This is a genomic window from Apibacter sp. HY039, from assembly GCF_004023655.1.
In the GTDB taxonomy this organism is placed as follows: Bacteria; Bacteroidota; Bacteroidia; order Flavobacteriales; family Weeksellaceae; genus Apibacter; species Apibacter raozihei.
On record NZ_SAYM01000003.1, the window covers coordinates 116,867 to 143,383 of the forward strand.

Annotated in this window: 28 protein-coding genes; 24 read left to right on the top strand and 4 right to left on the bottom strand. The window is 31.2% G+C overall.

Annotated elements, in window-relative coordinates:
- The 7 genes from EQ921_RS07925 to EQ921_RS07955 all read left to right on the top strand — a co-directional run bounded on the left by EQ921_RS07925 (window position 1) and on the right by EQ921_RS07955 (window position 4,759).
- Window positions 1-993: a hypothetical protein gene (locus EQ921_RS07925; RefSeq protein ID WP_128331231.1), complete on the top strand. Its 993-nt coding sequence runs from the start codon at window positions 1-3 to the stop codon at window positions 991-993.
- A gap of 4 nt (window positions 994-997) precedes the next feature.
- Window positions 998-1,249 (top strand): hypothetical protein, encoded by a 252-nt coding sequence (locus EQ921_RS07930; RefSeq protein ID WP_128331232.1) that lies wholly within the window; start codon window positions 998-1,000, stop codon window positions 1,247-1,249.
- A gap of 194 nt (window positions 1,250-1,443) precedes the next feature.
- Complete coding sequence (locus EQ921_RS07935) at window positions 1,444-1,860, top strand: hypothetical protein (RefSeq protein WP_128331233.1); 417 nt, start codon at window positions 1,444-1,446, stop codon at window positions 1,858-1,860.
- A gap of 24 nt (window positions 1,861-1,884) precedes the next feature.
- Window positions 1,885-2,238 (top strand): DUF4280 domain-containing protein, encoded by a 354-nt coding sequence (locus EQ921_RS07940; RefSeq protein ID WP_128331234.1) that lies wholly within the window; start codon window positions 1,885-1,887, stop codon window positions 2,236-2,238.
- A gap of 234 nt (window positions 2,239-2,472) precedes the next feature.
- Complete coding sequence (aroC, locus tag EQ921_RS07945) at window positions 2,473-3,534, top strand: chorismate synthase (RefSeq protein ID WP_128152764.1); 1,062 nt, start codon at window positions 2,473-2,475, stop codon at window positions 3,532-3,534.
- Window positions 3,535-3,616: 82 nt separating this feature from the next.
- Window positions 3,617-4,222: a thioredoxin family protein gene (locus tag EQ921_RS07950; protein ID WP_128331235.1), complete on the top strand. Its 606-nt coding sequence runs from the start codon at window positions 3,617-3,619 to the stop codon at window positions 4,220-4,222.
- 12 nt (window positions 4,223-4,234) lie between these two features.
- Window positions 4,235-4,759 carry a TlpA disulfide reductase family protein gene (locus EQ921_RS07955; RefSeq protein ID WP_128331236.1) on the top strand — a complete coding sequence of 175 codons (525 nt, stop codon included), beginning with the start codon at window positions 4,235-4,237 and terminating at the stop codon, window positions 4,757-4,759.
- 41 nt (window positions 4,760-4,800) lie between these two features.
- Here the strand turns inward: EQ921_RS07955 and EQ921_RS07960 are convergent, their stop codons facing one another.
- Window positions 4,801-6,522 carry an IgGFc-binding protein gene (locus EQ921_RS07960; RefSeq protein WP_128331237.1) on the bottom strand — a complete coding sequence of 574 codons (1,722 nt, stop codon included), beginning with the start codon at window positions 6,520-6,522 and terminating at the stop codon, window positions 4,801-4,803.
- Window positions 6,523-6,747: 225 nt separating this feature from the next.
- On the opposite strand from EQ921_RS07960, the gene ychF reads away from it, so the two are divergent.
- The 3 genes from ychF to rplS all read left to right on the top strand — a co-directional run bounded on the left by ychF (window position 6,748) and on the right by rplS (window position 9,360).
- On the top strand, window positions 6,748-7,839 hold the full coding sequence (ychF, locus tag EQ921_RS07965) for a redox-regulated ATPase YchF (RefSeq protein ID WP_128152760.1): 1,092 nt from the start codon (window positions 6,748-6,750) through the stop codon (window positions 7,837-7,839).
- Window positions 7,840-8,075: 236 nt separating this feature from the next.
- Window positions 8,076-8,882: a M48 family metallopeptidase gene (locus tag EQ921_RS07970; RefSeq protein ID WP_128152759.1), complete on the top strand. Its 807-nt coding sequence runs from the start codon at window positions 8,076-8,078 to the stop codon at window positions 8,880-8,882.
- A 121-nt stretch (window positions 8,883-9,003) separates the two neighbouring features.
- Window positions 9,004-9,360 carry a 50S ribosomal protein L19 gene (gene rplS / locus EQ921_RS07975; RefSeq protein ID WP_128152758.1) on the top strand — a complete coding sequence of 119 codons (357 nt, stop codon included), beginning with the start codon at window positions 9,004-9,006 and terminating at the stop codon, window positions 9,358-9,360.
- A gap of 72 nt (window positions 9,361-9,432) precedes the next feature.
- Here rplS and EQ921_RS07980 read toward each other — a convergent pair whose 3' ends face one another.
- A complete protein-coding gene (locus EQ921_RS07980; RefSeq protein ID WP_128331238.1) occupies window positions 9,433-9,933 on the bottom strand; it encodes a helix-turn-helix domain-containing protein in 501 nt (166 codons plus the stop codon).
- 321 nt (window positions 9,934-10,254) lie between these two features.
- Between EQ921_RS07980 and EQ921_RS07985 the strand changes: the two genes are divergently transcribed.
- From EQ921_RS07985 to EQ921_RS07995, 3 genes are all read left to right on the top strand, one after another.
- A complete protein-coding gene (locus tag EQ921_RS07985; RefSeq protein ID WP_128331239.1) occupies window positions 10,255-11,430 on the top strand; it encodes a M14 family zinc carboxypeptidase in 1,176 nt (391 codons plus the stop codon).
- A gap of 89 nt (window positions 11,431-11,519) precedes the next feature.
- Window positions 11,520-12,062 (top strand): RNA polymerase sigma factor, encoded by a 543-nt coding sequence (locus EQ921_RS07990; RefSeq protein ID WP_128331240.1) that lies wholly within the window; start codon window positions 11,520-11,522, stop codon window positions 12,060-12,062.
- On the top strand, window positions 12,059-12,679 hold the full coding sequence (locus EQ921_RS07995; RefSeq protein ID WP_128331241.1) for a hypothetical protein: 621 nt from the start codon (window positions 12,059-12,061) through the stop codon (window positions 12,677-12,679). The genes EQ921_RS07990 and EQ921_RS07995 overlap by 4 nt, the downstream gene beginning before the upstream one ends.
- 78 nt (window positions 12,680-12,757) lie before the next feature.
- Here the strand turns inward: EQ921_RS07995 and EQ921_RS08000 are convergent, their stop codons facing one another.
- Window positions 12,758-13,453, bottom strand: a complete 696-nt coding sequence (locus tag EQ921_RS08000) for an ABC transporter ATP-binding protein (protein ID WP_128152753.1) — start codon at window positions 13,451-13,453, stop codon at window positions 12,758-12,760.
- A gap of 71 nt (window positions 13,454-13,524) precedes the next feature.
- Between EQ921_RS08000 and EQ921_RS08005 the strand changes: the two genes are divergently transcribed.
- The 10 genes from EQ921_RS08005 to EQ921_RS08050 all read left to right on the top strand — a co-directional run bounded on the left by EQ921_RS08005 (window position 13,525) and on the right by EQ921_RS08050 (window position 24,437).
- Window positions 13,525-14,358, top strand: coding sequence for a prephenate dehydratase (locus tag EQ921_RS08005; RefSeq protein ID WP_128331242.1), 834 nt, complete (start codon window positions 13,525-13,527; stop codon window positions 14,356-14,358).
- A complete protein-coding gene (locus tag EQ921_RS08010; protein ID WP_128331243.1) occupies window positions 14,355-14,816 on the top strand; it encodes a CvpA family protein in 462 nt (153 codons plus the stop codon). The genes EQ921_RS08005 and EQ921_RS08010 overlap by 4 nt, the downstream gene beginning before the upstream one ends.
- Before the next feature lie 94 nt (window positions 14,817-14,910).
- Window positions 14,911-15,990, top strand: a complete 1,080-nt coding sequence (gene prfA / locus EQ921_RS08015; protein WP_128331244.1) for a peptide chain release factor 1 — start codon at window positions 14,911-14,913, stop codon at window positions 15,988-15,990.
- Between the two features lie 150 nt (window positions 15,991-16,140).
- Complete coding sequence (locus EQ921_RS08020) at window positions 16,141-16,971, top strand: hypothetical protein (protein ID WP_128331245.1); 831 nt, start codon at window positions 16,141-16,143, stop codon at window positions 16,969-16,971.
- 16 nt (window positions 16,972-16,987) lie between these two features.
- Window positions 16,988-17,380, top strand: coding sequence for a hypothetical protein (locus tag EQ921_RS08025; RefSeq protein ID WP_128331246.1), 393 nt, complete (start codon window positions 16,988-16,990; stop codon window positions 17,378-17,380).
- 205 nt (window positions 17,381-17,585) lie between these two features.
- Window positions 17,586-18,596, top strand: a complete 1,011-nt coding sequence (locus EQ921_RS08030) for a hypothetical protein (protein ID WP_128331247.1) — start codon at window positions 17,586-17,588, stop codon at window positions 18,594-18,596.
- Window positions 18,597-18,685: 89 nt separating this feature from the next.
- A complete protein-coding gene (locus EQ921_RS08035; RefSeq protein WP_128331248.1) occupies window positions 18,686-19,687 on the top strand; it encodes a hypothetical protein in 1,002 nt (333 codons plus the stop codon).
- 163 nt (window positions 19,688-19,850) lie between these two features.
- Window positions 19,851-22,673 carry a DNA polymerase I gene (polA, locus tag EQ921_RS08040; RefSeq protein WP_128331249.1) on the top strand — a complete coding sequence of 941 codons (2,823 nt, stop codon included), beginning with the start codon at window positions 19,851-19,853 and terminating at the stop codon, window positions 22,671-22,673.
- Between the two features lie 170 nt (window positions 22,674-22,843).
- The gene (gene pgeF / locus EQ921_RS08045; protein WP_128331250.1) at window positions 22,844-23,650 is read left to right on the top strand and encodes a peptidoglycan editing factor PgeF; all 807 of its coding nucleotides are present in this window, start codon (window positions 22,844-22,846) and stop codon (window positions 23,648-23,650) included.
- 43 nt (window positions 23,651-23,693) lie between these two features.
- Window positions 23,694-24,437, top strand: a complete 744-nt coding sequence (locus EQ921_RS08050) for a hypothetical protein (RefSeq protein WP_128331251.1) — start codon at window positions 23,694-23,696, stop codon at window positions 24,435-24,437.
- Here EQ921_RS08050 and EQ921_RS08055 read toward each other — a convergent pair.
- The gene (locus EQ921_RS08055) at window positions 24,434-25,330 is read right to left on the bottom strand and encodes an AraC family transcriptional regulator (protein ID WP_128152741.1); all 897 of its coding nucleotides are present in this window, start codon (window positions 25,328-25,330) and stop codon (window positions 24,434-24,436) included. The genes EQ921_RS08050 and EQ921_RS08055 overlap by 4 nt on opposite strands.
- 179 nt (window positions 25,331-25,509) lie before the next feature.
- Here EQ921_RS08055 and EQ921_RS08060 point away from each other — a divergent pair, with 179 nt between their 5' ends.
- Window positions 25,510-26,490, top strand: coding sequence for an aldo/keto reductase (locus EQ921_RS08060; protein ID WP_128331252.1), 981 nt, complete (start codon window positions 25,510-25,512; stop codon window positions 26,488-26,490).
- Window positions 26,491-26,517: the final 27 nt, after the last annotated feature.

A 26,517-nucleotide genomic window follows, 5' to 3' on the forward strand; every position in this document is an offset into this window, starting at 1 on the left:
ATGAAAAAATTATTTTTAATGAGCCTTAGCATTTTTTATTTGGGGTGTAATGGGCAGAATAACAACAATTTAAATAAAAACGTAGGGAGCAATATAAAGATGGGAAAAACAATAGAAAAGTTAGATCTTGATTATATAAAAAATCATGCACAAAAAATATCATATCGAGTACAGGGAGCCGTTTCTAGTGAAGTGCTTAGCGACGAAAAACCTAATATGATATATTATAAGCTAGATGAGGTTAAAAATGGAAAAAAAATTTATATTGAGGGAGATGAGGAAAATGGCTTTACCTCTGAAATTAAATACTTAAATAGTGATTATTTAGAATATATATCATATGATGGTAAAGGAAATCTTTTAACTAAGATAAAACAATCTGTTTATGGTTTTTTAATAGAAGAACAAGAATATAATGAGAGAAGAAAATTAATAAAATCTATTGATTATGATAATGAATTTAAGTTTAAATGGGAAGGAGTAAAAGAATACTTAAAAACTCTAAATGTGAAAACAGATATAAATTCTTTTAATAATCATCCTTATCCCAATAAAGATATTCCCATCCCTATAATTAAAAGAGAATTTATTAAAGATACTAATCAAACACAACAATACCCAGTTGGAACAAAAAAAATATGGTGTTTGGAAAATGTTGAAGGAATTTATGATAATAAAAAAGGTATATATTCTATTATATTAGATGGGGACTCAGGTGAAGTGCTTATAGTCAAAGAGTTTAAAGGCAAAAAATCCGGCTCTGAAGGGTTTGGAACATATGCTGATTATGAATTGATCTATTCTAAATTAGCAAACAAAAAACAATCTTCTACATACAAAACCTATGAAGGGAAAGATTATACCCGGTCAGAATGGGAAGAATTTGAGCAAAAACAATTTGAAGACTATGCCCGTAAGCACAATATTTCTATTGCAAAAAATGATAAGAAAGATACGAACGGATTTACCTCCCGTTTTTTATTGGATGATTAAGTCTATGAATTGTATTTTAGATAAAAAAAATCTCTATAAACTGTTAGCATTTTTTTCTATTAGTGGGTTTGTTATTTCTTGTAGCGGACAGGAACAAAAAGAAAGTAAACCCAATACAAAAAATATTACAATGATAGAAAAATTTAATATAGAAGAATTTAACAAACATCAAAAAAATGGCAGTTGGTTATACACAAAAGATAATCAAGAATACTTTTTAAGAAAAGTACAAGATGAGTACTGGGTAGAAATTTAAAAAAAGATGATCCTTTTATTTTAAGATGTAATTATTATCTGAATGGAAATATAAAGATAAAAGCTCTAATATTTCACGGTAATGCTTTTACAAAAGGAATTATAGTTGATTATGATGAATATGGAAATATAACTAAACAAACTGATTCTGATGCTCCTTATAAAGAGTTCTCTTGGGGAAAGGTGAAAATTTGGATGGAAAATCGTAAGGTAGATTTATTAGATCCTTTTACCCGAGTGTGGCGTGAAAACGAAAATAACCATCCAATCTGGTACCTAAGTTGGGATACTAAAGAGATAGATAAATACGGAAACCAAATTATACAGGATGTGGAACTGGATGGAAGAACAGGAAAAGTGTTAAAAGAATCTACCCATACTTTTGGAGAGTATATACCAGAAGAATACAAAGACAATTCAGATAAGGAAAAAGATAAAAAAACTTCTAGTATTTATAAAACTTATGAAGGAAAAAACTATACCCGGTCAGAGTGGGAAGAGTTTGAGCAAAAACAATTTGAAGACTATGCCCGTAAGCACAATATTTCTATTGCAAAAAATGATAAAAAAGATACGAACGGATTTACCTCCCGTTTTTTATTGGATGATTAAAACCTAATTTTAAAAAATAAAAAAATGGCGCAAAAAATAACAGAAAAAGCTTTGTTACAATGTAATCAGGGAACTATTGAGACGGAATTACATGTAACCAGCCAGAATTTTTTCTTTATTGAAAATAAGGCCATAGCTACAGAACAAGATAAAGAATCCCAGACTCATATAAAGCCTTTCGGTTTATGTAAATTAAAACCTGTACCCGGAGGATTTCTTCCTTGTAAAGCAGTTCCGATTTCCTGGCAGCAAACCACAACGAAAGACGAGCTGAACGGATATAAAGTTTTATTAGACACTTCTGTTTGCCACTGTGCTACAGGGGGAATTATCAAAGTAACAGACAAAGGACATATAGAGAATCATGAGGCAGACTAATTTTTATTGCTTTAGAAGATATTGCTACGTGGAGTTTTACGATTGTATCAGACCTTTCAGACACTAAAAAATTTTATATACCAGTACTTAGCCGTTATACTATATATGAGTTATAAAATTAGTATTGAATAGCTTTTATCTGAGTTGATCCTAAAAGTTTGTCAGATAAATTTTGTTGAAAAGCTAAGAAAAACACTTGGTGCTACGATTTAATTTTTCCTTATATTTGTCTTTATGTTTAATGAGCTAGGAAAAATAATAAAACTTACGACATTTGGAGAGAGTCATGGACCCGCTATTGGTGGAATTATTGATGGATTTCCGGCAGGGTTGACTGTAAATTTTGAATGTATACAAAAAGAACTGGACAGAAGACGTCCGGGTCAGTCTAAAATTGTTACTCAAAGGAAAGAAGATGATGTAGTGGAATTTTTTTCCGGTATTTTTGAAGGAAAAACAACCGGTCAATCCATTGGTTTTTTAATAAAAAATACCAATCAAAAATCTAAGGATTACGAACATAACACTCAGGTTTTCAGGCCTTCACATGCTGATTATACGTACTTTCAAAAATATGGAATCAGAGATCATCGGGGAGGAGGGAGAACTTCAGCCCGTGAAACAGCCAACTGGGTAGCAGCAGGAGCTTTGTGCAAGCAATTAATTGCAGATATTGAGATAAATGCTTATGTTTCTTCTGTGGGAACCATTAAGTTGGAAAAACCATACAATGAATTAGATTTGTCAGAAGCAGAAAATAATATTGTCCGCTGTCCGGATAACGATACCGCTGAGAAAATGATTCAGCGTATATCAGAAATAAAAAAGAATGGAGATACCATAGGAGGAGTAGTAACCTGTGTTATAAAAAATGTGCCTGTTGGTTTTGGTGAACCTATTTTTGATAAATTATCAGCCCGCCTGGCCCATGCCATGATGAGCATTAATGCCGCAAAAGGTTTTGAAATAGGAAGTGGTTTTAACGGAACTGAGCATACAGGTTCCGAACTCAATGATGCTTTTATAGAAGGAGGCAAAACGATAACCAATAATTCGGGAGGAATTCAGGGAGGAATATCAAACGGTATGGATATAATTTTTAATGTAGCCTTCAAGCCGGTTGCTACCATAATGAAAGAACAGTCTACTATAGACGAACACGGAAAAGCCACAGTTATTCATGGAAAAGGAAGGCATGATCCTTGTGTAGTTCCCAGAGCCGTGCCTATTGTAGAAGCATTAGCTGCGATGATACTTGCAGACTTTTCATTACTTAATAAAGTTAGGAAGCTATAACATTGTATCAGGCAATTATAAGTTCTTTAATGTTTACTAATCAATGAAATAAAATTAAGATACATAAACTAATAAAATAATAATGGAAAATACTATAGATTTACACTATTTCTGGAATCAATCGGTTACTTATCAAGAATATAAAGAGTTAATTACTCAGCAGGAAGAGCAGGATAAAAACTCTGAAGACGAAGAAAAAAGAAAACTTGCGGACTATATTCATTTGAATTTAAGCAGAATTCACAGAAATGATAAAACTATCAAGTTAGATGAGGCTACAGTGGCCGGATTAAAATCTATTTCCAAAAAAATAAATATACTTGTTATTTCTGAGGGATGGTGTGGCGATGCTGCACAAAGTGTACCTGTAGTAAACAAGCTCGCTGAGTCTTCTGATAAGATAGAATTAAAAATATTTTTCAGGGACAAGGATGAACGTTTAATAAATCAATATCTTACCCGGGGAGGAAAAGCAATACCTATCGTTATTATATTAGATCAGGATTTTAAAGAAATTGCTCATTGGGGACCACGCCCCAAACCTTTACAGCCTTTTCTGGATAAGTATAAAGCTCAGCCGGAAACTTATACACATGATGATTTTGCCAAAGATTTACAAAATTTTTACAATACTGATAAAGGACAAACTATCTCTCATGAGATCTTGCATCTTATTCAAGGACTATAATAAACTGCTTTTATGAAAATAAAACCTATTTATATAGTAAATTTTTTATTTATTATCATTGTTATTGCTTTACTTTTCTCTCCCTTAAGAAAAGTATTGGAAAAAATGCAGTCAACCAATGCTCAAAGTCAGTTTTCAACAATAGATAAACTTTCGGATCAGCAATATTCGATTGATTTAAAAGGGGTTAATACTCAAGATGTTAATTTTAAAGAATTTAAGGGTAAAAAAATATTTTTAAATTACTGGGGTACCTGGTGTCCTGTCTGTGTGGAAGAAATGCCGGAAATACAAAAGCTTTATGAGAAGAAAAAGAATGAAATACAGTTTGTATTGATATATATGAAAGATGACAGGGCTTCGGTTGAACAATATTTAAGAAAAAATAACTATTCATTTCCTGTCTACGAGGCAGTAAGTCCTATAGATGCAGCACTTCTTGCAAGAGCTTTTCCTACTACTTTTTTAATTGATGAAAAAGGAAACGTAAAAGAGAAAATTGAAGGCGCCAGAGATTGGGCCCAATTAAACTTTTAAGTTAAATTTTTTACTCCGTAAGTTTTTTAACGGATGTATAATCACTTAGAGATAATAGTTAGATTTTTGCTTTGTCCCTTTCTATTATGAAGAATTATAGTTTGCCGGGTGGTTCCGTCATCAAAAGTAAGCCCGGCTGTATTAGGATATATTCTTCCTTCATTTTCCGCTTTAATAATGATGTTATTTTTTCCTTTTTCCAGTGTAAATTTCAAAATAGTACCCGATTTTAAGACATTAACATCAGGATATACCAGCTGATCATTCAAATAAACGGATATGATGTCTCCGTCTTCTTCTGCATTATCAAATACAAGAAGTTCAATCTCCTCTTTTTCTACAATGATGGGTTGATGAAAATCATTCAAAATTATGTCTTTAGGTCGTATTTCCTGAATTTCAGCATTTTTATGTTCCCAAGCATTCATTCCGTTATGTATAAGTAACGGGCAAGGAGGGTTTTCACCTGATTTTAAATTAGTAAATCCATCTTTAATTAGGCTTGCCAGGCTTACGTCCCAGCCACGAGCCATCATAATAGGTATAAAATATGCCTTTTTATTGGATACAGATAAAGTATGAAGGTGTAAATCGGATAGTTCGAGAGTAGCAGTTGATAAAGAGGTATCAGCACTAAACGTTTTCCAATCTACAGATAAGGGGGTATTATCTAATAATAAATAATCTGTCATGTCACTTCTCATTATAACCTTTATATCTTTGGAATAAATCATATATTCTGGAAAAGAGAACTGTGCGAGATTAACTGCTTGATTTTCAGAAGGAATGAAGTAAATAGATGGATCCAGGGAATATTCCGGAGAACCTAAAGCCCTTTTGTCAAATATAGAATAAGCCAGTACCGGAGATGAAGATTCTATTGTATGTGGATTTTCATGAGTATACTGATAAAATTCTCCCTTATTTAGCGTTTTAGTTTGTGATTTATCAATTTGTACAGTTGTTTGATTTTTTGACGCGACTATTCTATGGATAGTAGTAGAACTAAAAAATGAACTTCCGGGATTATAAAATTTTTTATCTAAATGCGTATTATCTTTTAACATTAATGCAGTATGATCGCAGGCAGCAGATATTCGCAAACAATGATTACCACTGATTACTCCTACGATATCTGATGCTTCTACCGAATAACCGGTAAGATCCTCGATACTGTTAAATTCATAGTTTTGTCCTGCCTTTAAACTAATTTTTTCAACAATTGCACCGTTTGAATCTTTTATAGTTACCTGTGTTTTCTTTTTATTTATAGAAAAAATATCTATGAAACTTTGTACTTTATATTTTTTCGATTGATCCGGATATCCGGGAACTAAATAATCTTTCCCCCACATCGATTTAGGTATCAGCGTAAAGCTGCTGTTACTGTAGGGATTGTTTCTTTCAACCCGAATAAATGTATTAGGGTTATCAGATTTGATTTTTACAATTTTATCTGAATATTCATGAGTAGCTATCGGAAACTTTTCAGTAACTAATAAATATCCGGAATCAGGAATAGTATATTCTTTGCTGCCGATAAGGATATTTGAACCGGGAACTCCCTGAATATGTAATTTATCATTCATTATTATTTCTTCAACCCCGCCTGCGTCACGTAGTGAGTTTGATCCCGAAAACACAGTGGCAAATTCTTCCTTTATAGGATCACAACGGTTTGTATTTTGGGCTTGAACATTGACTGAGAGTAAGAAAATATAAAAATTAATCTTCGAATTCTTGAGTATAGCTTTAACATTCATTATCATAATATATAGTAAGTAAACAGCTTAAATTCTGTGGTTTAACCTGAAAGGCTGTTTTTTTGTTGCCTCTATCTGTCTTTTTAAGAAATAAGTATGTAAAACAGAAACTTTAGCCTAAATTACAAATATTAAAAATAGTAAAAATTTATTATTAAAGATTCGATAAGATATACTATTCGGTAAGAATAAAATATTTCTATCTTTGCACAAATTTTTCAAGATATGAAATGTGGAATTGTTGGTTTACCCAATGTAGGAAAGTCTACTTTATTTAATTGTTTATCTAATGCAAAAGCGCAATCGGCAAATTATCCGTTTTGTACTATTGAACCTAATGTAGGAACAGTATCGGTTCCGGATCCCCGCTTAAATAAACTGGAAGAGCTTGTAAATCCGGAGAGAGTACTTCCGGCGGTTGTTGAGATTGTGGACATTGCAGGTTTGGTTAAAGGAGCCAGTAAAGGAGAGGGATTAGGGAATCAGTTTCTTGCAAATATTAGAGAAACCAATGCCATTATACATGTATTGAGATGTTTTCAAGATGACAATATTACCCATGTAGAGGGCTCTATCAATCCGGTAAGAGATAAAGAGATTATTGATATAGAGTTACAGCTTAAAGACTTGGATACGATAGAAAAAAGACTGGATAAATCTAAAAGAGCAGCTAAAGCAGGTAACAAAGAAGAACAGATTGTAGTTTCCGTACTGGAAAAATTAATCGTATTTATTGAACAAGGAAAAAATGCCAGGGAATTTGAAACTGATGATACTACTTATTCCGTTATATCAGAACTTCAATTACTTACATTCAAACCTATCTTATATGTCTGCAATGTAGATGAAAAGTCAGCCAAAGATGGCAATGAGTTTGTGGATCAGGTAAAAGAAAAAGTTAAAGATGAAAAAGCCGAAGTCATTGTATTAGCTGCACAAATCGAAGCAGATATTTCCGAACTGGATACCTATGAGGAAAGACAGATATTTTTGGAAGAACTAGGACTTGAAGAACCAGGAGTTAACCGCTTAATACGTCAGGCATATAGATTGTTGGATTTACAAACCTATTTTACTGCGGGAGTAAAAGAAGTAAGAGCCTGGACTATTCAAAAAGGATGGACAGCACCTCAGGCAGCCGGAGTTATTCATACAGATTTTGAAAAAGGATTTATTCGGGCAGAAGTAATTGCTTATGAAGATTTTGTTACCTATGGCTCTGAAGCAAAAGTAAAAGAAGCAGGAAAATTATCCGTTGAAGGAAAAGAATATATTGTAAAAGATGGTGACGTGATGCATTTCAGATTTAATGTCTAGCATTTTCAAAAAATAAAAATATTTTAAAACAACCGCTTAAAGAGTAATTTTTAAGCGGTTGTTTATTTATACTCATATATTCATAGAAGAAATTTAATTTTTTTTAAGTGTCATTCAATAGAATTTTATTCATTAAGTATTTAGATTAATTAGGGAAAAATTATTAATGTATACTAATTAATATAAAAAAAAATGCCATATTTGTTTTATTAAACAAATAAATAATTTTACTTATTATGAAAAAAGTTTTATTTACATTATCGGTTGCCTGTTTACTGTGTTCTGGTATCAGTGCTCAAATTAAAATAGGAAAAACTAGCATAGGGAAGGGAAAGATAGATGCAGTGAAAAATGTTTCTAAAGCTCTTACCGTTTCAGATGAAGAAATAGCAAGCGCAGCTGCAAAATCTGTTAAGTATATGGATGAAAACAATCCGGTTTGTTCGACTAAGGATAAAGATAAAAAAAAGAAAGCTTATGCAGAGCGTTTGGAAAGGATATTCGGACCCTATAAAAATTATGATGGGCTGAATTTAAATTATAAAGTTTATTATGTAACTGATATTAATGCTTTTGCTTGTCCGGATGGCAGTGTTCGTGTTTTTTCATCTCTTATGGATATAATGACAGATGATGAACTATTAGGAATTATAGGACACGAAATAGGTCATGTTAAATTAGAACATTCTAAAAAAGCATTCAAACAAGCCCTTTTAACTGAAGCTGCAGCCAAATATGCGGGAGATACTCAAGGTTCTGTATCTGCTATGGTTAATTCTGATATTGGAACCGTTGCCCAAAATTTAACAGGAGCTCAGTTTTCGCAGACTCAGGAATCTGCTGCGGACGATTACGCATACAAATTTTTAGTTTCTATAGGAAAAGATCCACAGGCTCTGGTAACTGGATTTACCAAATTTGCTGAAATGGAAAAAAAGGCTGGTTCTGATAAAAGTTTGCAATCTAAAATGTTTTCCAGTCACCCTGACAGTGAAAAAAGAGCAAAGAAAATCAGTGAAAAAATAAAAAAGTCCAAGAAGTAAGATAGATAATAAAAAGTATTTGTAGGTTAAAATTAATTGCTTAATTTTGCAACCTGATTGATTAACCTCTGACGAAGTACGTGAATGTTATTCAACTTTAAACTAATTTATATTTTTATAAATGGAACCATTAATTAAGTACGTACAGGATAAGTACATTACAAAAAAAGAATTTCCTGAGTTTAACGCAGGGGATACTATTACTGTTTATTATGAAATTAAAGAGGGTAACAAAACCAGAACTCAGTTCTTTAAAGGTGTTGTTATTCAGGTTAAAGGTACGGGAGCTACTAAAACTTTTACCATCAGAAAAATGAGTGGTGAGGTTGGTGTGGAAAGAGTATTCCCTATTAATATGCCTGCTCTTCAAAAAATTGAAGTTAACCGTAAAGGTAAAGTTAGAAGAGCAAGAATTTATTACTTCAGAAATCTTAGAGGTAAGAAAGCAAGAATTAAAGACGCCAGATTCGGGTCTTAATAATTTTCGGCTTTATACAAAAAATAAAAGAGCAACATTAGAAATGTTGCTCTTTTTTTATTTATAATAATTTTAGTTGTCATACACTTCAAAACTATGATCTGAATATAAAATTATTATTTTTTTAATCTTCTTGTCTTCTTTATTTATTTCCTTGCTGTCTTCTCTGACATTCTCGTCAGGAGAAATTTCTTTTTTTTCTTTTGAAATATTGAATGTAGAGGAAGGTATGATGGTTTGCGAAAAAAGATCAGGATTATGCACGGTATCATTATCCTCAAATAAAACGGAAGGTGATTTTTTAGATTCTTTCAATTCTTCATCAGTATTCAATGAAGAAAAAATTTCAGTATCTCTATTTTTTACAGGAGAACCTTTCCCTAAAATCAACCAATCAGAATTAACCTCAGGAAATACTTTTAATGTCCTTTCTAAAAAATCTAAAGAAGGTTTATTTCTTCCGGAAGTTATATGGGAAATTCCGGATCTCTGAACATTAATTTTATCAGCAAATTCACCAGGTGACAAACCTAGTATATTTATTAAATAAGTTATACGTTTAGAAATATCCATGTTTTACAAATGTTAATTATTTACAAATGTAAATAATTATATATAAATACAAATTTAAGAATAATTTTTAAGTTCACAACTGCATACAACTTAAACTTAACTTAAACCTATAGTTAATATATAATATCTTAAATAATTAGTATATAGTAATTTAAGTTATTTAAATTATATAGTTGCTATAAAATCATGTACAACAAGACATATTGTCATACATGCTTGTTTACAAATGTGAAATAACATTAAGTCTATGATTACATTTGTGTATTACAAATGTAACGAGGCTGTAGCTTTATTTTAATTTATATTTGTAAAAAATTAGATATGAAATCAGATTTTGATATTAAAGATTTAGACAATAACTTTCAATATGAAGATAGTTTTAATACTAGATATGTCAATCCTAAAAAGCTGAATGAATTTTTAAATGCAAATTATAAAAACCAACTGGTGCAGGTTGGAAAATCTGTTTTAAATAAACCCATTTACAAACTTACTTTGGGTAAAGGCAAAAGATTTGCTATCATGTGGACTCAAATGCACGGTAATGAAACAACCGGAACTTTAAGCGCTCTAGATTTGCTTAAATTTTTATCGTCCGAAGGAAATATCGTACACGCAATTCTCAGCGAGTTTACAGTAGATATTATTTTTATGCTTAATCCGGATGGATCAGAGGTTTGGACCCGAAGAAATATAGAAGGTATTGATATAAACAGGGATTATATTGCTGAATCTTCCATAGAAATGCATGTATTAAAACAAATAATAAGTGAAAAAAATTATCATTTAGCATTTAATCTGCACGACCAAAGATCAATATTTGGTGTAAAAGGGAAAAAAGAACCTGCTACATTAGCGTTTTTATCTCCTTCAGTATCAGAAGGTAGGGAAATAACAGATGTACGAAAAAAATCTATGGGAATTATTGCTCATATTTACCGTGAATTGACCTGTATTTTACCAGATAAAATTTCAAGGTTTACCGATGAGTTTTATCCACGTTCCTCGGGGGACAATATTCAAAAATCAGGAATTCCTACCTTATTATTTGAAGCAGGCCACTATCCTGATGATTATCAAAGAAAAAAAACAAGAAAATATTTTTCATTGGCATTGATAACTGCTTTATATTACGCATCTACTGAATATAAATGGGAAGATCAACATGAAGAATATTTAAAAATTCCTGAAAATTCAATTTCTTATTATGATATTATATATCGAAATGTACGATTAAGCACCAACAGCAACCGGGTAGCAGATTTAGGCATTCAATATGCAGAATCGATTAAATCTGGAGATGAAGAAATATCCTTTAGTGCTAAAATTGAAGAAATAGGTGATTTATCTCATTTTTATGCACACAGCGAATACGATGCAGAAGGAAGAAGCTTTTATTCTAAAATATCAGATTTTCCTAAGCTGGGTCTTATGGCAGATTTTCAGTTGGATGAATGGATTATTGTTAACGGTAAAAAACTCGATTCTTTTGTATAAAAATTTTCTGGTTAAATCTTAGAAGTAAGTAAATAATAAATCAGATTAAACTTTTTTGAATATCTATTGTCTATAAGTTAGGTTAAAAAATGGAAGAAAAAGAATTACTACTGCTGATAGAAAAAGATATTGAGAAAGGCTTTTCCATATTGGTTAAACAATATAGTAAGCCGGTATATTGGCATATAAGGAAGATTTTGCTTAATCACGACGACTCGGATGATGTTACTCAAAATGTTTTTATTAAAATTTTTCAGAATTTAAAATCTTTTAAAGGAGATTCAAGCTTTAAAACATGGATTTACAGAATAGCGACTAATGAATCAATTAATTTTTTAAATAGTGCAGCTAAAAAGAAAAATGTTAATAGTGAAGAATTAGTAGCCCAATTATCTTCTAATCTGGAAGACGATAATTATTTTACAGGAGATGATATTCAATTAAAATTACAATTGGCCGTTGCTAAACTTCCTGAAAAACAAAGAATTGTATTTAATATGAAATATTATGATGATATGAAGTACGAAGAAATATCTGAAATATTGGAAACTTCTGTTGGAGCATTAAAAGCTTCCTATCATCATGCAACAAAAAAAATTGAAGAATATCTTTTAAAAAACGTTGAAAAATGAAAGATTATTTAAATAAACCAACAGGTTCACAACCATTTAAAACTCCGGAAGGATATTTTTCTGAGTTAGAAAATAAAATTTTACATTCAACTATAAATAAAAAAAACGGTAATCCCTTTACAGTTCCAGATCGATATTTTGATGAGTTGGAGAGTTCAATTGCAGATAAAATAGTGCCTGTTCAAAAATCAATAAATCATAAGAAAATAATTCCATTATTTAATAAAAAAATATATTGGACATCTATAGCTGCATGTCTTGTTATATTTATAGGTTTAGGAATTCTTTATTTTAATCAAACGGAACAAGCTGATAACACTAAAATAGTTAAATTAAACAAAACAAATAACGATTCATCTGTTAACAACTCTATAGACAATAAATATATAAATATGGAGACAAAGGAAAAAGAAGAATCAGATAATTTGAAAGCATCCTATATTGATCAACCGATTGTAAGCGGTAAGCAGATAAAAAAAACATCTAAAACTTTGCAGAATAAGTCAGAAATGAAAAATAATTACGAAGAAAAAACATCGGAAGTTATTTACAGTTTATATTTTGAAGATACTTCTGATGATACGTATTTGACTTCGGAAGATGAATTTTTTTTATAATTTAATTGGTATAACAAATATAACTACCGAAATAATTACCGGTAATTATCATAATTAAGTTTTTTAATGAATGAATGATCAATGTGTATATTCAAAAAACGCTTCTTCCAGATTAGAATAAGTATCTTTAAATTCTTCAATACTTTTATCTTGGATAATTGTTCCTTTATTTAAAAGTATAACTCTTGAACATAGAGCTTCTACTTCCTGCATAATATGAGTGGATAAAATGACTGTTTTTTCTTTACCCAGTTCATGAATAAGTTGTCTGATTTCTATAATCTGATTAGGATCCAATCCGTTAGTCGGTTCATCAAGTATCAATATTTCCGGATCAAAAATTATTGCTTGTGCTAAGCCAACCCTTTGTTTATAGCCCTTAGATAACTGACTGATTTTTTTATTTTGTTCCTGATTAAGGCCTACTTTTTCAATAATTCCATTAATTTTACTTTTGTTAGTCTTATGAATATCAGCAACAAAACGAAGATATTCCTTAACATACATATCCGGATACAGAGGGTTATTTTCAGGAAGATATCCCACCATTGCTTTGGTTTTGTCAGGTTGAAGGCAGTTATCAATACCATTTATTAAAATAGTTCCCTCATCCCAGGATAGTGATCCAACGATAGAACGCATCATTGTCGTTTTACCCGCTCCATTAGGACCCAGTAACCCTACAATTTCCCCCTTTTTTATTTCCAGCGAAATAGCATTTAAAGCAACTTGCTTCTTATATTTTTTAGTAAGATTTTGTACTTTTACAGACATTTTTATCCTGTGTATAAATGTATTATTTTCTGTAAAGATATTAATAAAACGAAAAAGATTAAACATAATTTATGAAATCAGTAGTTATTCAAGGAATTAAAGGATCCTTTCATCACGAAGCAGTAGTTAAATTTTTTAAAGAGGAAGCTGTAGAAGTGGTAGATAGCCCTACTTTTAATTCTTTGGTAAAATCTGTAACAAGCAATCAAGTAGATTATGGTATGATGGCCATTGAAAATTCAATTGCAGGTACCATTCTTCCCAACTACAATTTAATAACTAAAAATAATTTGCATATTGTTGGAGAAATAGCCCTACCAATAAAACACAACCTGTTAGCATTGCAATCAGAGACCTTAGAATCCATTTCTGAAGTTCAAACACATCCCATGGCGTTATTACAATGCGAAAATTTTCTGGAATTACATCCCGATTGGAAATTATTGGCAAAAGATGATACAGCTACCTGTGCAAAGAATATTCAAATAAATCAATTAAAAGGTATAGCTTCGATAGGTTCAATATTAGCAGCAGAAATGTATAACCTGAAAATATTACAAGAAAATATTCACGATATAACTGATAATTTTACTCGTTTTTACCTATTATCTAAAAAGCCGGAAAAAATAAAACATTTTAACAAAGCATCTTTATATTTTACGGTTAAACATGAAATGGGAAGTTTGGCTAAAGTGTTGAATATTTTAGCTGAAAATGAAATGAATATGACAAAAATACAATCAGTACCCTTAACAGGTTCAGTCTTTGAGTACTCATTTCATGTAGATGTAGTATCTGAAAAAAAAGGATATGATCATTATTATAAATCATTAGAGGAAATTAGAAAAGAAACTGGTTTTTTATATATTTTAGGAGAATATATACAGCATAAAATAGAAATATGAGTTTTCCCGAATATATATTAATAGGGTTTACATTTCTTGGAGTGATATTTGGCTATATACGAGGCTTTTTAAAACAAATTTCTTCACTTCTAGGCTTAATTTTAGGTTATTTAATTGCTTTATTTTTTTTAGGTAAAACGCAGGCTTTCTTTATAGAATATAACTTAGTATCATCCCAATCTTCAACCTGGATAAGTTTCTCATTGACTCTTACCCTGGTATTTTTATCTGTAAAATTTATATCCCGTATGATAGAACAGGCTCTTAGAGCCATAGGACTGGATTTTACCAATAAACTCGCAGGAATGTTTCTGGGAGGCTTAAAATACTTTTTGGTTATCATGCTTGTTTATTGTTTTTTACAATCTATAGGTATATTGTCTGAAAAAAATTGCACTCAAAATTTATTAGACTTTATATCTCTTTTTAAAACAGTAATTTTTCTTTATATCATATAATTTAAAGCTTTAACGATAAATATCACAGCACAGTTCCTGCTTGATTAAATACACGAATATTTTCGTACATTTGCACACTTAGTAAATAATAGATATGTCAGATTTAGTACCCAAATTAGAAGCCATTAAACAGAGATTTGATGAAGTTTCCGATTTAATTATACAACCGGATATCATATCCGATCAAAAAAGATATGCGCAACTTAATAAAGAATATAAAGATTTAGGTAAAATTGTAGATATTTACAAACAATATCAATCACTTTTAAATACAATATCCGAAGCAGATCAGATTATTAAAGATGGAGGAGATCCTGAAATGACAGAGTTGGCAAAAGAGGAAAAAAATCAAGCCATAAGTCAAATTCCGGAGATGGAAGATAATATAAAATTCATGTTGATACCTAAAGATCCGGAAGATGATAAAAATATAACAGTTGAACTTAGAGCAGGAACCGGAGGTGATGAATCAGCCATATTTGTTGAAGATATTTTCCGTATGTATACCATGTACTGGAGGCAAAAAGGCTGGAATTTTGAGGTAGCTGATGCTACAGAAGGCAGTGTGAAAGGCTATAAGGAAATGATTATCAATGTAAGTGGGGAAGGCGCATACGGAATTATGAAATTTGAATCCGGTGTTCATCGGGTACAAAGAGTTCCTGAAACTGAATCTCAGGGGAGGGTACATACTTCGGCCATTACGGTAGCTGTACTTCCGGAAGCAGAGGAAGTTGACGTTGAAATTAATCCTGCAGATTTAGAATTTCAAACTGCACGATCAAGCGGAGCAGGAGGACAAAATGTAAATAAGGTAGAAACTAAAGTTCAGCTATTTCATAAACCTACAGGAATTATGATTCAATGTCAGGTTGCCCGATCTCAACATGCGAACAGGGAAATGGCTTTGCAGATGCTTCGTAATAAATTATATGATATGAAATTGCAGGAACATCTCGATAAAATATCAGCTCACAGAAAAACGATGGTTTCAACCGGAGACAGATCTGCTAAAATCAGAACCTACAATTATCCACAAGGAAGGGTGACCGATCACAGAATTAACAAATCTATCTATAATTTGGATAATTTTATGAATGGTGATATTGATGAAATGATAGAATCTGTAAAAATTGCAGACAATGCTGAAAAATTAAAAGGACAGGAAGATTAAAAATTAAAAAATATCATTTTTATAAATTAAAAATCAGTTAATATATTATTAACTGATTTTTTATATTTTTATATTTAATAAAAAATTATCTATAATTGACTGATGAGTAAATATTTAAAAATAATAATTCTATGGTTAAGTTTTATCAGTATGTTTTTAATTAAAGCACAGGAAATAACCCCCATACTGGAATTTTATTCAGATACCATGTATGTGTTTTCTGATGTAGCAAATATAAGAGAAGGACTCGGCATAAATTTTAAAATAAAAGATAAGCTATTAACAGCTGAGAAAGTTTTTATAATAAATGATTCGGACCAAAAATATAATAAAGCAGTGTATACATCTGATGGTTTAACTGCTGAATGGTTACCAATAAAGTATTATAAACAATCTAAAGAATTGTTTGGATATGTATGGAGGGGAAATTTAAGTACATATTTAATAAAAAAAGGAGACATTCAGTTTATGATGGGAATAAGTGCTAAAGAGAAAATACTGGAAAGAGACTCAGAAGGTACATTGTATGAAAATGAAAAGTATAGAGTGGAACTGAAAGTAATAAAAAATAATCAACAAGTGGCTAAAAAAATTTTCACAACAGATACATTACAAAATTTTATCTCTTTTAAAGCCTTTGGAAATTTGGGACTTACCCACATACATACGATAGTATGTCTTGAGTTTTTAGGTGGAGCCTGCGCTATTCCTACTAATTATTACTATCTTGCCTGGAATGGAAGACAATTACTGGATTTGCCTTCCCGGTATACAGTCAGCGATGCTGGAGTTTATTCATATGAAGAAAAATTTATTTTCCCCAATGAAAAAGGTGGAAAGCCTAATCAAATAATAAAAAAAACTGAAATAATTCAGGTTAACGATGAAAGTGCTTCCGAAAATACATCTAATAATATTTTTTCTAAAAGCACTAAAAAACAAATATACATCTGGAATGGGAAAAATTATATAATTAAATAACAAAAAACCTTAAACTATGCAATCTAAAGAATTAAGAAAACAAATAGCTGAAGCCTGTGACCAATTTCCTGCACAGTATGCTCAGCTGGTTAAGCCTATTAATGAAATACTTCTGAAAATAGATGGAGGGATTTCTGAAGAAACAGCTGACATGATTATAAATAATATTCGCTTGTATTATTTAGGAGATAAATATATAGCAGACTGTCACTTAGAAGAAAGTAATAACTTTTTAGAAGATGCTTTGCAAAATCTTAAAAATGGTGATCTGTCAAACGGAGCTTTATCTTTATTCGGTGCCGGTTTAAATTTTGCAAGTTTTGCCTCTAAAGCTTCTGGATCTAAAGAATTTGATGCACACAAAATGCTGGAAGAAAGATTTAAAAAAATAAAAGATACGTTGAAATAATTTACTAATATTTATTAAAAGTATAAACATTTTGTAAGATTACGTGCATATAATTAAAATATTTTTAATAAAGTAATACACTTTTTTGATTTTGTTTACGTTATTACTTTTAATTATATTCATATTTATAAATATGATAATATGTCATTTTTTTAAATATTAATTGATGATAAACTAACTCTTAAAACAAAATAAATTTAAAAATATGAAAAAATCACTCTTAATACTATTATTACTTCCAGCTTTAATAATAGCCCAACAAGAAAAAATAAATTTCACACACAAATTAAGTTATGAATTCAATGAAGAATATGGTACAAAAGACATTGATCTATATTTTTCTCCTAATGGAAGTGTACTAGAAATATATGACGTTAATATATTACTCAAAGATCAGCTATCCTTATTAGTAAAGATTGGTCTTGATGGAGTTGCAACTTTTCCAGTTAATGTTTTTGCTGACTCTATTTCTTCCTTTACCTTACAAAAAACAAATAAAGGAGATAATGCCAATGGTATATCCTGCAATTATTATGATTTTTTAGTAGTAAAACAAAAAAGAGAGCAAATAAAAATGTGTATTGCTGAAAACAATCCAATAGATATGCTGGCTTCATTACCAGTTATTAATAAAAATATAAAGGGATTAATAGTAAAGATAATTGTTGGAGAAAAAGAGAGTTATGAGTTAAAATCTATAAATAAAATAAATTCATCTATTTCTATTGATTGGCAAAAAACTTCAGCTAGAGTAAAAGAACAATTAAATGAAAGAAAAACTTATGTAGTTGATTCAATAGATACGTCAATTGATTATGAAGATTATGAAGATTATGAAGATGAAGACTATGAAGATGAAGATTATGATATCAATATTCCTGATTATAATTCTGAATATAAAATTTCAAATTTAGAAAATACGAATTTAGCAGTAGACCAATTAGAGATTGATTCGCCTTACTGGGATGGACTTCCGGTTTATTGTAAAGAATTAGATCAAAAAGTATCTATATTTAAAAATAGTTCTCTAAGAGAACACGCTAGAAATTATGCGGGCCAGCTCTGTGATTTATATTTATCAGAAATAATAGAATACTCCTTTGATGTAAAAGGAACGTTAGACCAGATACGTTATGAAGAAAACTATTTTAGAAATACGGTTTTTGATAAAACAGATCGAAAAATACTTGATAGTTTTCTTAATGAATTAGATTAATTTAAAATATATTTACAAAAAAGTTTGTTATATATTGGGAAATTTAAAATTTAATATTAAGAAATAGCAAATAACTGAAAGATATAACTATGAAAAAAATATTATTTGCCTTACTACTTCCAATTTTTTCTATGGCTCAGCAAGAAAAAATAAATTTCACTCATAAATTAGTATATGAGCTGAATTTTGATGAAGATTCAATAGAGCTAAATCTATATTATTCTCCTAATGGGAATGTAGTGGATATGGGATATAAAAAAATGTTATTAAAAGATCAATTATTCGTTCCTTTAGAAGTCGATTTAGATGGAACAGCAAATTTTCAGCAAAGATATAGTATAGCAGATTCCATACCTTCTTTTACATTAAGTAAAACTATTGATAAAGATAAAATAAACGGAATATCTTGCAATTATTATGATGTACAAATTAAAGATAAAAATGAATCAGAATTTAGAATGTGTATATCAGAAAATAACCAGATAGATTTACTAGGAATATTACCAGTTACTAATAGAAATATAAAAGGACTAATAGTAAAATTAGAATCTAAAAATGAAGGACTATTTTATGTGTTAAAATCCATAAATAAAACAAATTCATCCATTTCTCTGGATTGGAAAAAAATCGTAACCAAGATAAAGGAAGATTTAGATGAACGGAATATCTCTATGGCTGCTGATTCGGTAGCCATACCTTATGATGGATACGATGAAGATTCAGTAGCTGTTGATTCTGCATCTGTAGGATTTACACACTATAATTCTCAATACAAAACTTTAAAAATAGAAAGTGCAAATTTAGCAGTTGATCAATTAGAAAAAGATTCTCCCTATTGGGAAGGACTCCCGGTTTATTGCAAAGAACTAGATCAAAAAGTATCTGTATTTAAAAATAGTTTACTAAAAAAACATGCTAGAGATTATGCCGGCCAGCTTTGTGATTTATATTTATCAGAGATTAAAGAGTATTCTGTAGATATAAAAGGTACTTTAGACCAGATACGATACGAGGAAAATTATTTTAGAAATACGGTTTTTGATAAAGCAGATCGAAAAATATTAGATATCTTTTTAAATGGACTGGATTAACTTAATCCATTTCAATATTTATATAGTAAAAAATTTAAACTTACTTTTTTTAAAGTAAGTTTTTTTGCTTTTAGTTAGGAAAATCTGAGTTTTATTAACTGTAGAAAACCTATTTTTTTTATAAATATCTTATATTTGAATTGAAATATAAAGATATATACGAATGACGACTCAGGACTGCGAAAAAAAACTTTTTCTTCTGGACGCTTATGCATTAATATTCAGAGCCTATTATGCTTTTATTAAAAATCCAAGAATAAATTCTAAAGGAATAAATACATCCGCTATTTTCGGATTCACCAATACCCTGTTTGATTTACTAAAAAAAGAGAAACCAACACACTTGGCGGTTGTTTTTGATGTAGGTGAAACATTTCGCCATCAGGAATATAAAGAATACAAAGCAAACAGAGAAGAAACTCCTGAAGCCATACGTATAGCTGTTCCCTATATACAACAACTTCTTAAAGCACTGCATATTCCTTGTATGTGGAAAGAAGGCTATGAAGCCGATGATGTAATTGGAACTTTAGCTAAAATGGCTGAAAAAGAAGGCTATACGACCTATATGATGACTTCGGATAAAGATTATGCCCAATTAGTTTCCGAAAATATATTTGTCTATAAACCAGCCTCTCGTGGAAATGATATAGAAATTTGGGATATTGAAAAAGTAAAAGAGAAATTTGAAGTAACAGACCCGTTACAAGTGATCGACTTTTTGGGTATGATGGGAGATAGTGTGGATAATATACCGGGGCTTCCCGGAGTAGGAGAAAAAACGGCAAAGCAGTTTATTAAAGAATACGGCAGCATGGAAAACCTTTTTGCTCATACTTCTGAACTAAAAGGAAAAATAAAAGAAAAAATAGAAGAAAATAAAGAACTAGGCATACTATCCAAACGATTGGCTACCATTGAAACCAATGTACCTATTGAATTTCATTACGAAGAATTTACAGTGGATAATCCTAACGTTGAAGAAGTGATAAACATATTTGAAAATCTTGAATTCAGAAACATGATTCAAAATTTTCAAAAAACATACAACCTGATGTCTGGCCAAGAAACTGAAACTGTTTCCAATTCCAAAAAGAATTCTAATCCACAGCAAACCTCACTTTTCGATTCAGTAGAAAATGAAGAACAAACAGCTGAAAACTCTCATTGGAAAACTATTGAAAATACAGAACATTTTTATCAGTTAGTTGAAACTCCAATGGCAGTAAAGCTGCTTACAGATAAACTGTTAAAACAACCGGTGGTTTGTTTTGATACTGAAACCACATCTACCGATTCCATGATTGCCCGATTAGTAGGAATTTCTTTTTCTTACGAACAGGCCAAAGGTTATTATATTCCTTTTGATCCCGAAAACGAAGATAAAACTGCTGAATTTATAGAAATATTACGACCATTTTTCGAAATGGAAACCGTCATTAAAGTGGGACAAAACCTGAAATATGATTGCAAAGTATTGCGCAGGTATCATCTTGAGGTAAAAGGCACGCTTTTCGATACCATGATTGCCCACTATCTTATTAATCCGGACGGACGTCATGGAATGGATATTTTAGCAGAAACAGAGCTTGGATACAAACCTGTCCCTATAGAAACACTTATTGGTAAAAAAGGAAAAAATCAAAAAATATTTTCCTCAGTTCCTTTGGAAGAGCAAAAAGAATATGCCGTTGAAGATTCCGATATAACGTTGCAATTAAAAAACAAATTCGATCCACAGCTCGATAAAGATAATTTAAAAAAACTTTTTGGAGAAATTGAAATGCCACTAATGAGAGTTTTGGCAGATATGGAGTGGCAGGGAATTAACCTGGATATAGAAGCATTAAATGAAATGTCCAAAGGTTTGGAAGGAGATTTGGTCAGGCTTGAAAAGGAAATTTATACCCTTGCCGGAGAAGAATTTAATATAAATTCACCTAAGCAGCTGGGAGATATAATTTTTGATAAACTGAAACTAGGAGACAAACCTAAAAAAACCAAGACCGGTCAATACGCTACCGGTGAAGATGTTTTACTAAAATTAGCACATAAGCATACAATTATTGATTTATTGCTGGAATATCGGCAGCTCCAAAAGCTAAAATCGACCTATGTGGATGCATTACCCGGAGAAGTAAATCCGGTAACCGGACGTGTGCATACAACTTTTGCCCAAACCGTAGCTGCCACCGGACGGCTAGCTTCCAATAATCCTAACCTTCAGAATATTCCTATCCGTACACAACGCGGACAGGAGGTAAGAAAAGCTTTTATAGCAAAGGATTTGGGTCATAAAATTATTTCTGCTGACTACTCGCAAATTGAACTTCGGATTATAGCTGCCATGAGTAAAGATCCGGCGATGATAGCCTCCTTTAACAATGGAGAAGATTTTCACAGGTCTACTGCTGCCAAAGTCTTTAACACTCCTATGGAGCAGGTAACCCGCGAACAACGCTCACATGCTAAAACGGTCAATTTCGGAATTATTTACGGAGTATCCGCCTTTGGATTAAGTGAACAGACAGGACTCTCCAGAAGCGAATCTAAAACGCTGATTGATGCCTATTATGAAGCGTATCCGGTATTAAAAAAATATATGGTAGAACAGGTAGAAGTAGCAAGGAAAAACGGTTATGTAGAAACACTTCTCGGTCGGAGAAGATATTTACCGGACATTCATTCCGGTAATGCTATTGTCAGATCACATGCAGAACGAAATGCTGTCAATGCTCCTATACAGGGCACAGCAGCCGATATAATAAAAATAGCCATGATTCAAATACATGAGCTGTTAAATCAAAGGAAACTACAAACTAAATTACTGCTTCAGGTACATGATGAACTCGTGTTTGACGCACCAGATGAAGAAGTAACGGAAGTTTCCGTACTGATTAAAAATACCATGGAAAATGCAATTAAAATTGAAGTTCCATTATTAGTAGAAGTCGGGAATGGACAGAATTGGCTGGAAGCACACTAATATAGCATTGATTTATAACATTTAACATTCACTTTATTAGTAAAAAAATTAAAGATTTTAAGCAGCCAAAACGTTATAAATCAGTATATAAATGTAAAAACTTTCGATTTTTTTTTCAATTTGAAGAAAATAGAATAATTATTGTAAGTAGTAAGATGATATAAAGAACTATGAATATAATTTCGGACAAAAGTTTTTATACATATTCCAGTTTCTCAGGGTATAAATCCCTGATACATTTTACAACTACGCTATGGGGCGGAGTAAGCTCAGGAAATTATTCCTCATTCAATTTTGGAATATCATCTGGAGATGAACCGAACAATATAGAAAAAAATAAAAAAATTCTATCCGATAAATTAAAAATTTCAGTAGATCAAATTTTTATACCGCAGCTTACTCATAGTAATAAGGTAGCAGTTATAGATAAAAAACTTTTATTAGATAAAAATGCGAAATCTTTGGAAATTCTGAAGGGAGTTGACGCATTAGTAACTAATCAAAAAGGAATATGTATAGGAATTACTACTGCAGATTGTGTTCCTGTATTGCTATACGATCCTGTAAACAAAACGCTGGGTACTGTTCATGCAGGCTGGAGGGGTACAGTTTCCAATATAGCGGGAGAAACCGTGAAATTGATGGTCGAAAAATTTAATTGTAAACCGGAAAATATCCTAGCCGCTATAGGTCCGTCTATCTCTATAGAACATTTTGAAGTAGGCAGTGAAGTAGTTGAAGAATTTGTATCTGCAAATTTCAATCTGTCCCTAATAAGTAAAATAAACAAAGAATCAGAAAAACATCATATAGATTTATGGAAAGCTAACCGTTTTCTACTTTTAGAAGCCGGACTTTTAGATTCACATATAGAAATATCCGGTATATGTACATACAAAGATTCAGAAAGGTTTTTTTCAGCCAGAAGACAGACATTAAACTCCGGAAGAATGCTTACGGGAGGATTTTTGCTATAATTTTAAAATTTTAATTACTAACGATATTTATTAAATACATAATATGAAAAAGATAGGTTTTGATAAAAAAAGAATAGAAGATTCCTGGAATTCAGGAAAAGAGAAAGTAAATGAAGAATTAGCACACATAAAAAGTAAAAATTATGGAAATACCAAAGCTTACTTTTTTGCATTTGTTGTAATTGTACTTATTGTATTAGGCTTTTACTTTCATGTAATTCAGAATGTATTTTACAGCTTACTTTCCATCATAGGTATATTAATAGTGTTGGGAATTGGAGTAGGATGGGAATATCTGGTGTTTACATATATGAATAAAACATCTGCCTCAGTAAAAAAACATGCAGGAGAAAGCAACTGGGAAAAATTAGAATGGGAGTTTGAACATTATATTACCGAAAGCAAATACAGGATAGATCAATTAAATAAATATTCAATTATTCATTATATGGCAGCAATTGGCTTATTAATTTTGTCCTGTGCCGTTATGTTTGCCGATTGGATTTATGGGAATAATTTTTCACAACTGCCTTATTCTCAAGATATAAATCCATCTGTTTTATTAGCAGTTGTTTTGGTAATATTTTCTATATTATTCATGGTATTATATTATTTAAACCAGATGAATGTAAAAAAATACCAGGAAGAACTATCGTCTGCTCAAAAATATATACTGAATCTCAAATCTGCCTATCTGTTAGGTAAAGAAAATCTAATTGATTCTATAATTGCAGATAAAATAAATCCAACAAATAAACAAATTTCAAATTCAGAGAGCAACAATTAATTCAGATTTCGATACTCATTAGGAGATACGCCGACCTTTTGCTTAAATAAGCGGGTAAAGTGCTGTGGGTACTTAAAGCCTAGTTCATAAGCCACTTCACTGATCGATTTACCCACATTGAATATTTTTTCTTTAGCTAAATCAATAACCTTAAGATGTATATATTCCTGTGCAGATTTTCCGGTTTCTTTTTTAATCAGATCACCAAAATAATTAGCAGACAAGTGTAGCTCATCAGCACAATAGCCTACGGAGGGTAATCCGATATTGAGAGGTTTGTCAGATTCAAAATATTGGTTTAATACTCTTTCAAACCTTTCCAAAATTCCTTTATTAGCATTATCTCGGGTAATAAACTGCCTGTCATAAAATCGGGTACAGTAATTAAGGAATAGCTCAATATTAGAAGCTATTAATGTCTTGCTGTGCTTATCTATAGACTGTTCAATTTCATATTGAATATTTCCCATGCAATCCAATACTATCTGCCTTTCTTTATCGGAAAGATGTAAAGCTTCATTAACATCATAAGAAAAGAAAGAATAATTTTGAATATGCTTTCCTAAAGAAGTTCCTTTAATCAGTTCCGGATGAAAAATCAAAGCCCAGCCCTTAGGCTCATACTTAGTAGTGTTAGGTTGTATACCCATTACCTGACCCGGAGCAACAAAAACCAAAGTTCCTTCCTGATAATCATAATGACTTCTACCATATTTCAGCTCTCCACAATTAAGTTCTTTCAGATATATGGCATACAATCCGAAATTATACGTTTGAGCCGGAATAGACTTAGCTTGAGATAAATCTATAACACTGATTAGCGGATGCAGGGTTTTAATACCTCTCAATTTATTATATGCATCTACACTGTTTAAATTAACTATTTCACCCATGGTCAACTATTTTTTACTGATACAAATGTAGGTATTAGAAAACACATAATTATCCCAATCAGTGATATGGGTATGAAAAGCAGTAATTCGTATAAGGATAAAAATGCTAACTCTCCTGAAATTTGTAACCAGAAATAAAAGTACTAAATATAACTAATATAATTCGATAAAAATATATTATGAAAATAAGAAGATTAGGAAACAGCGGTTTAACAGTGTCAGAAATCGGAATGGGGTGTATGAATCTTAGTTTTGGAACCGGAGAAGCAGCAAATATTAACGAAGGTATTCAGATAATCAGAGATGCCTATGACCAGGGAATAACCTTTTTTGATACCGCTGAAGCTTATGGACCATTCACCAATGAAGAACTTGTAGGAAAAGCATTGGAACCTATTAGGAAAAAAGTGGTAATTGCAACAAAGTTTGGTATGATATCAGAAAACGGAGGTTTAAACAGCCGGCCGGATCATATAAGAAAAGTAGTGGAAGCTTCTTTAAAAAGATTAAAAACAGATTATATCGACCTTTTATATCAACACAGGGTAGATCCTAATGTACCAATTGAAGACGTAGCTGGTACTGTAAAAGATTTGGTTCAGGAAGGAAAAGTCATCTATTTCGGCTTATCAGAAGCCGGTACGAATACGATTGAAAAAGCACATGCAGTTCACCCTGTTACAGCAGTACAGAATCAATATTCTATCTGGACTCGTGAGCCGGAAAAGCAAGTTTTGCCTTTATGTGAAAAATTAGGTATTGGTTTTGTTCCATGGGGACCTTTGGGAACGGGTTTTTTGACAGGTAAAATTACACCCGAAACTACATTTAATCCGGAAAATGACCTAAGAGCTTCCTTTCCCAGATTTACGCCAGAGGCTATTAAAAACAATATGCCATTAGTAGCTATGTTGAATGATATTGCTTCCAATAAAGGATGTTCTACCGTACAGATTGCTTTAGCCTGGCTATTGGCTCAAAAAGAATGGATAGTACCAATTCCGGGAATGGATAAAATAGAGTATATCAATGATAATATTAAATCTGCGGATATAATATTAAGCAAAAAAGATTTGGATGAAATTGATGAAAAGCTGTCCTCAATACAAATACAAGGAGAGAGATTGTCTGAAGATTTGCTATCCATTTCAGAAGAATAAATAAAAAATCTAAAAATCTAAAAATTT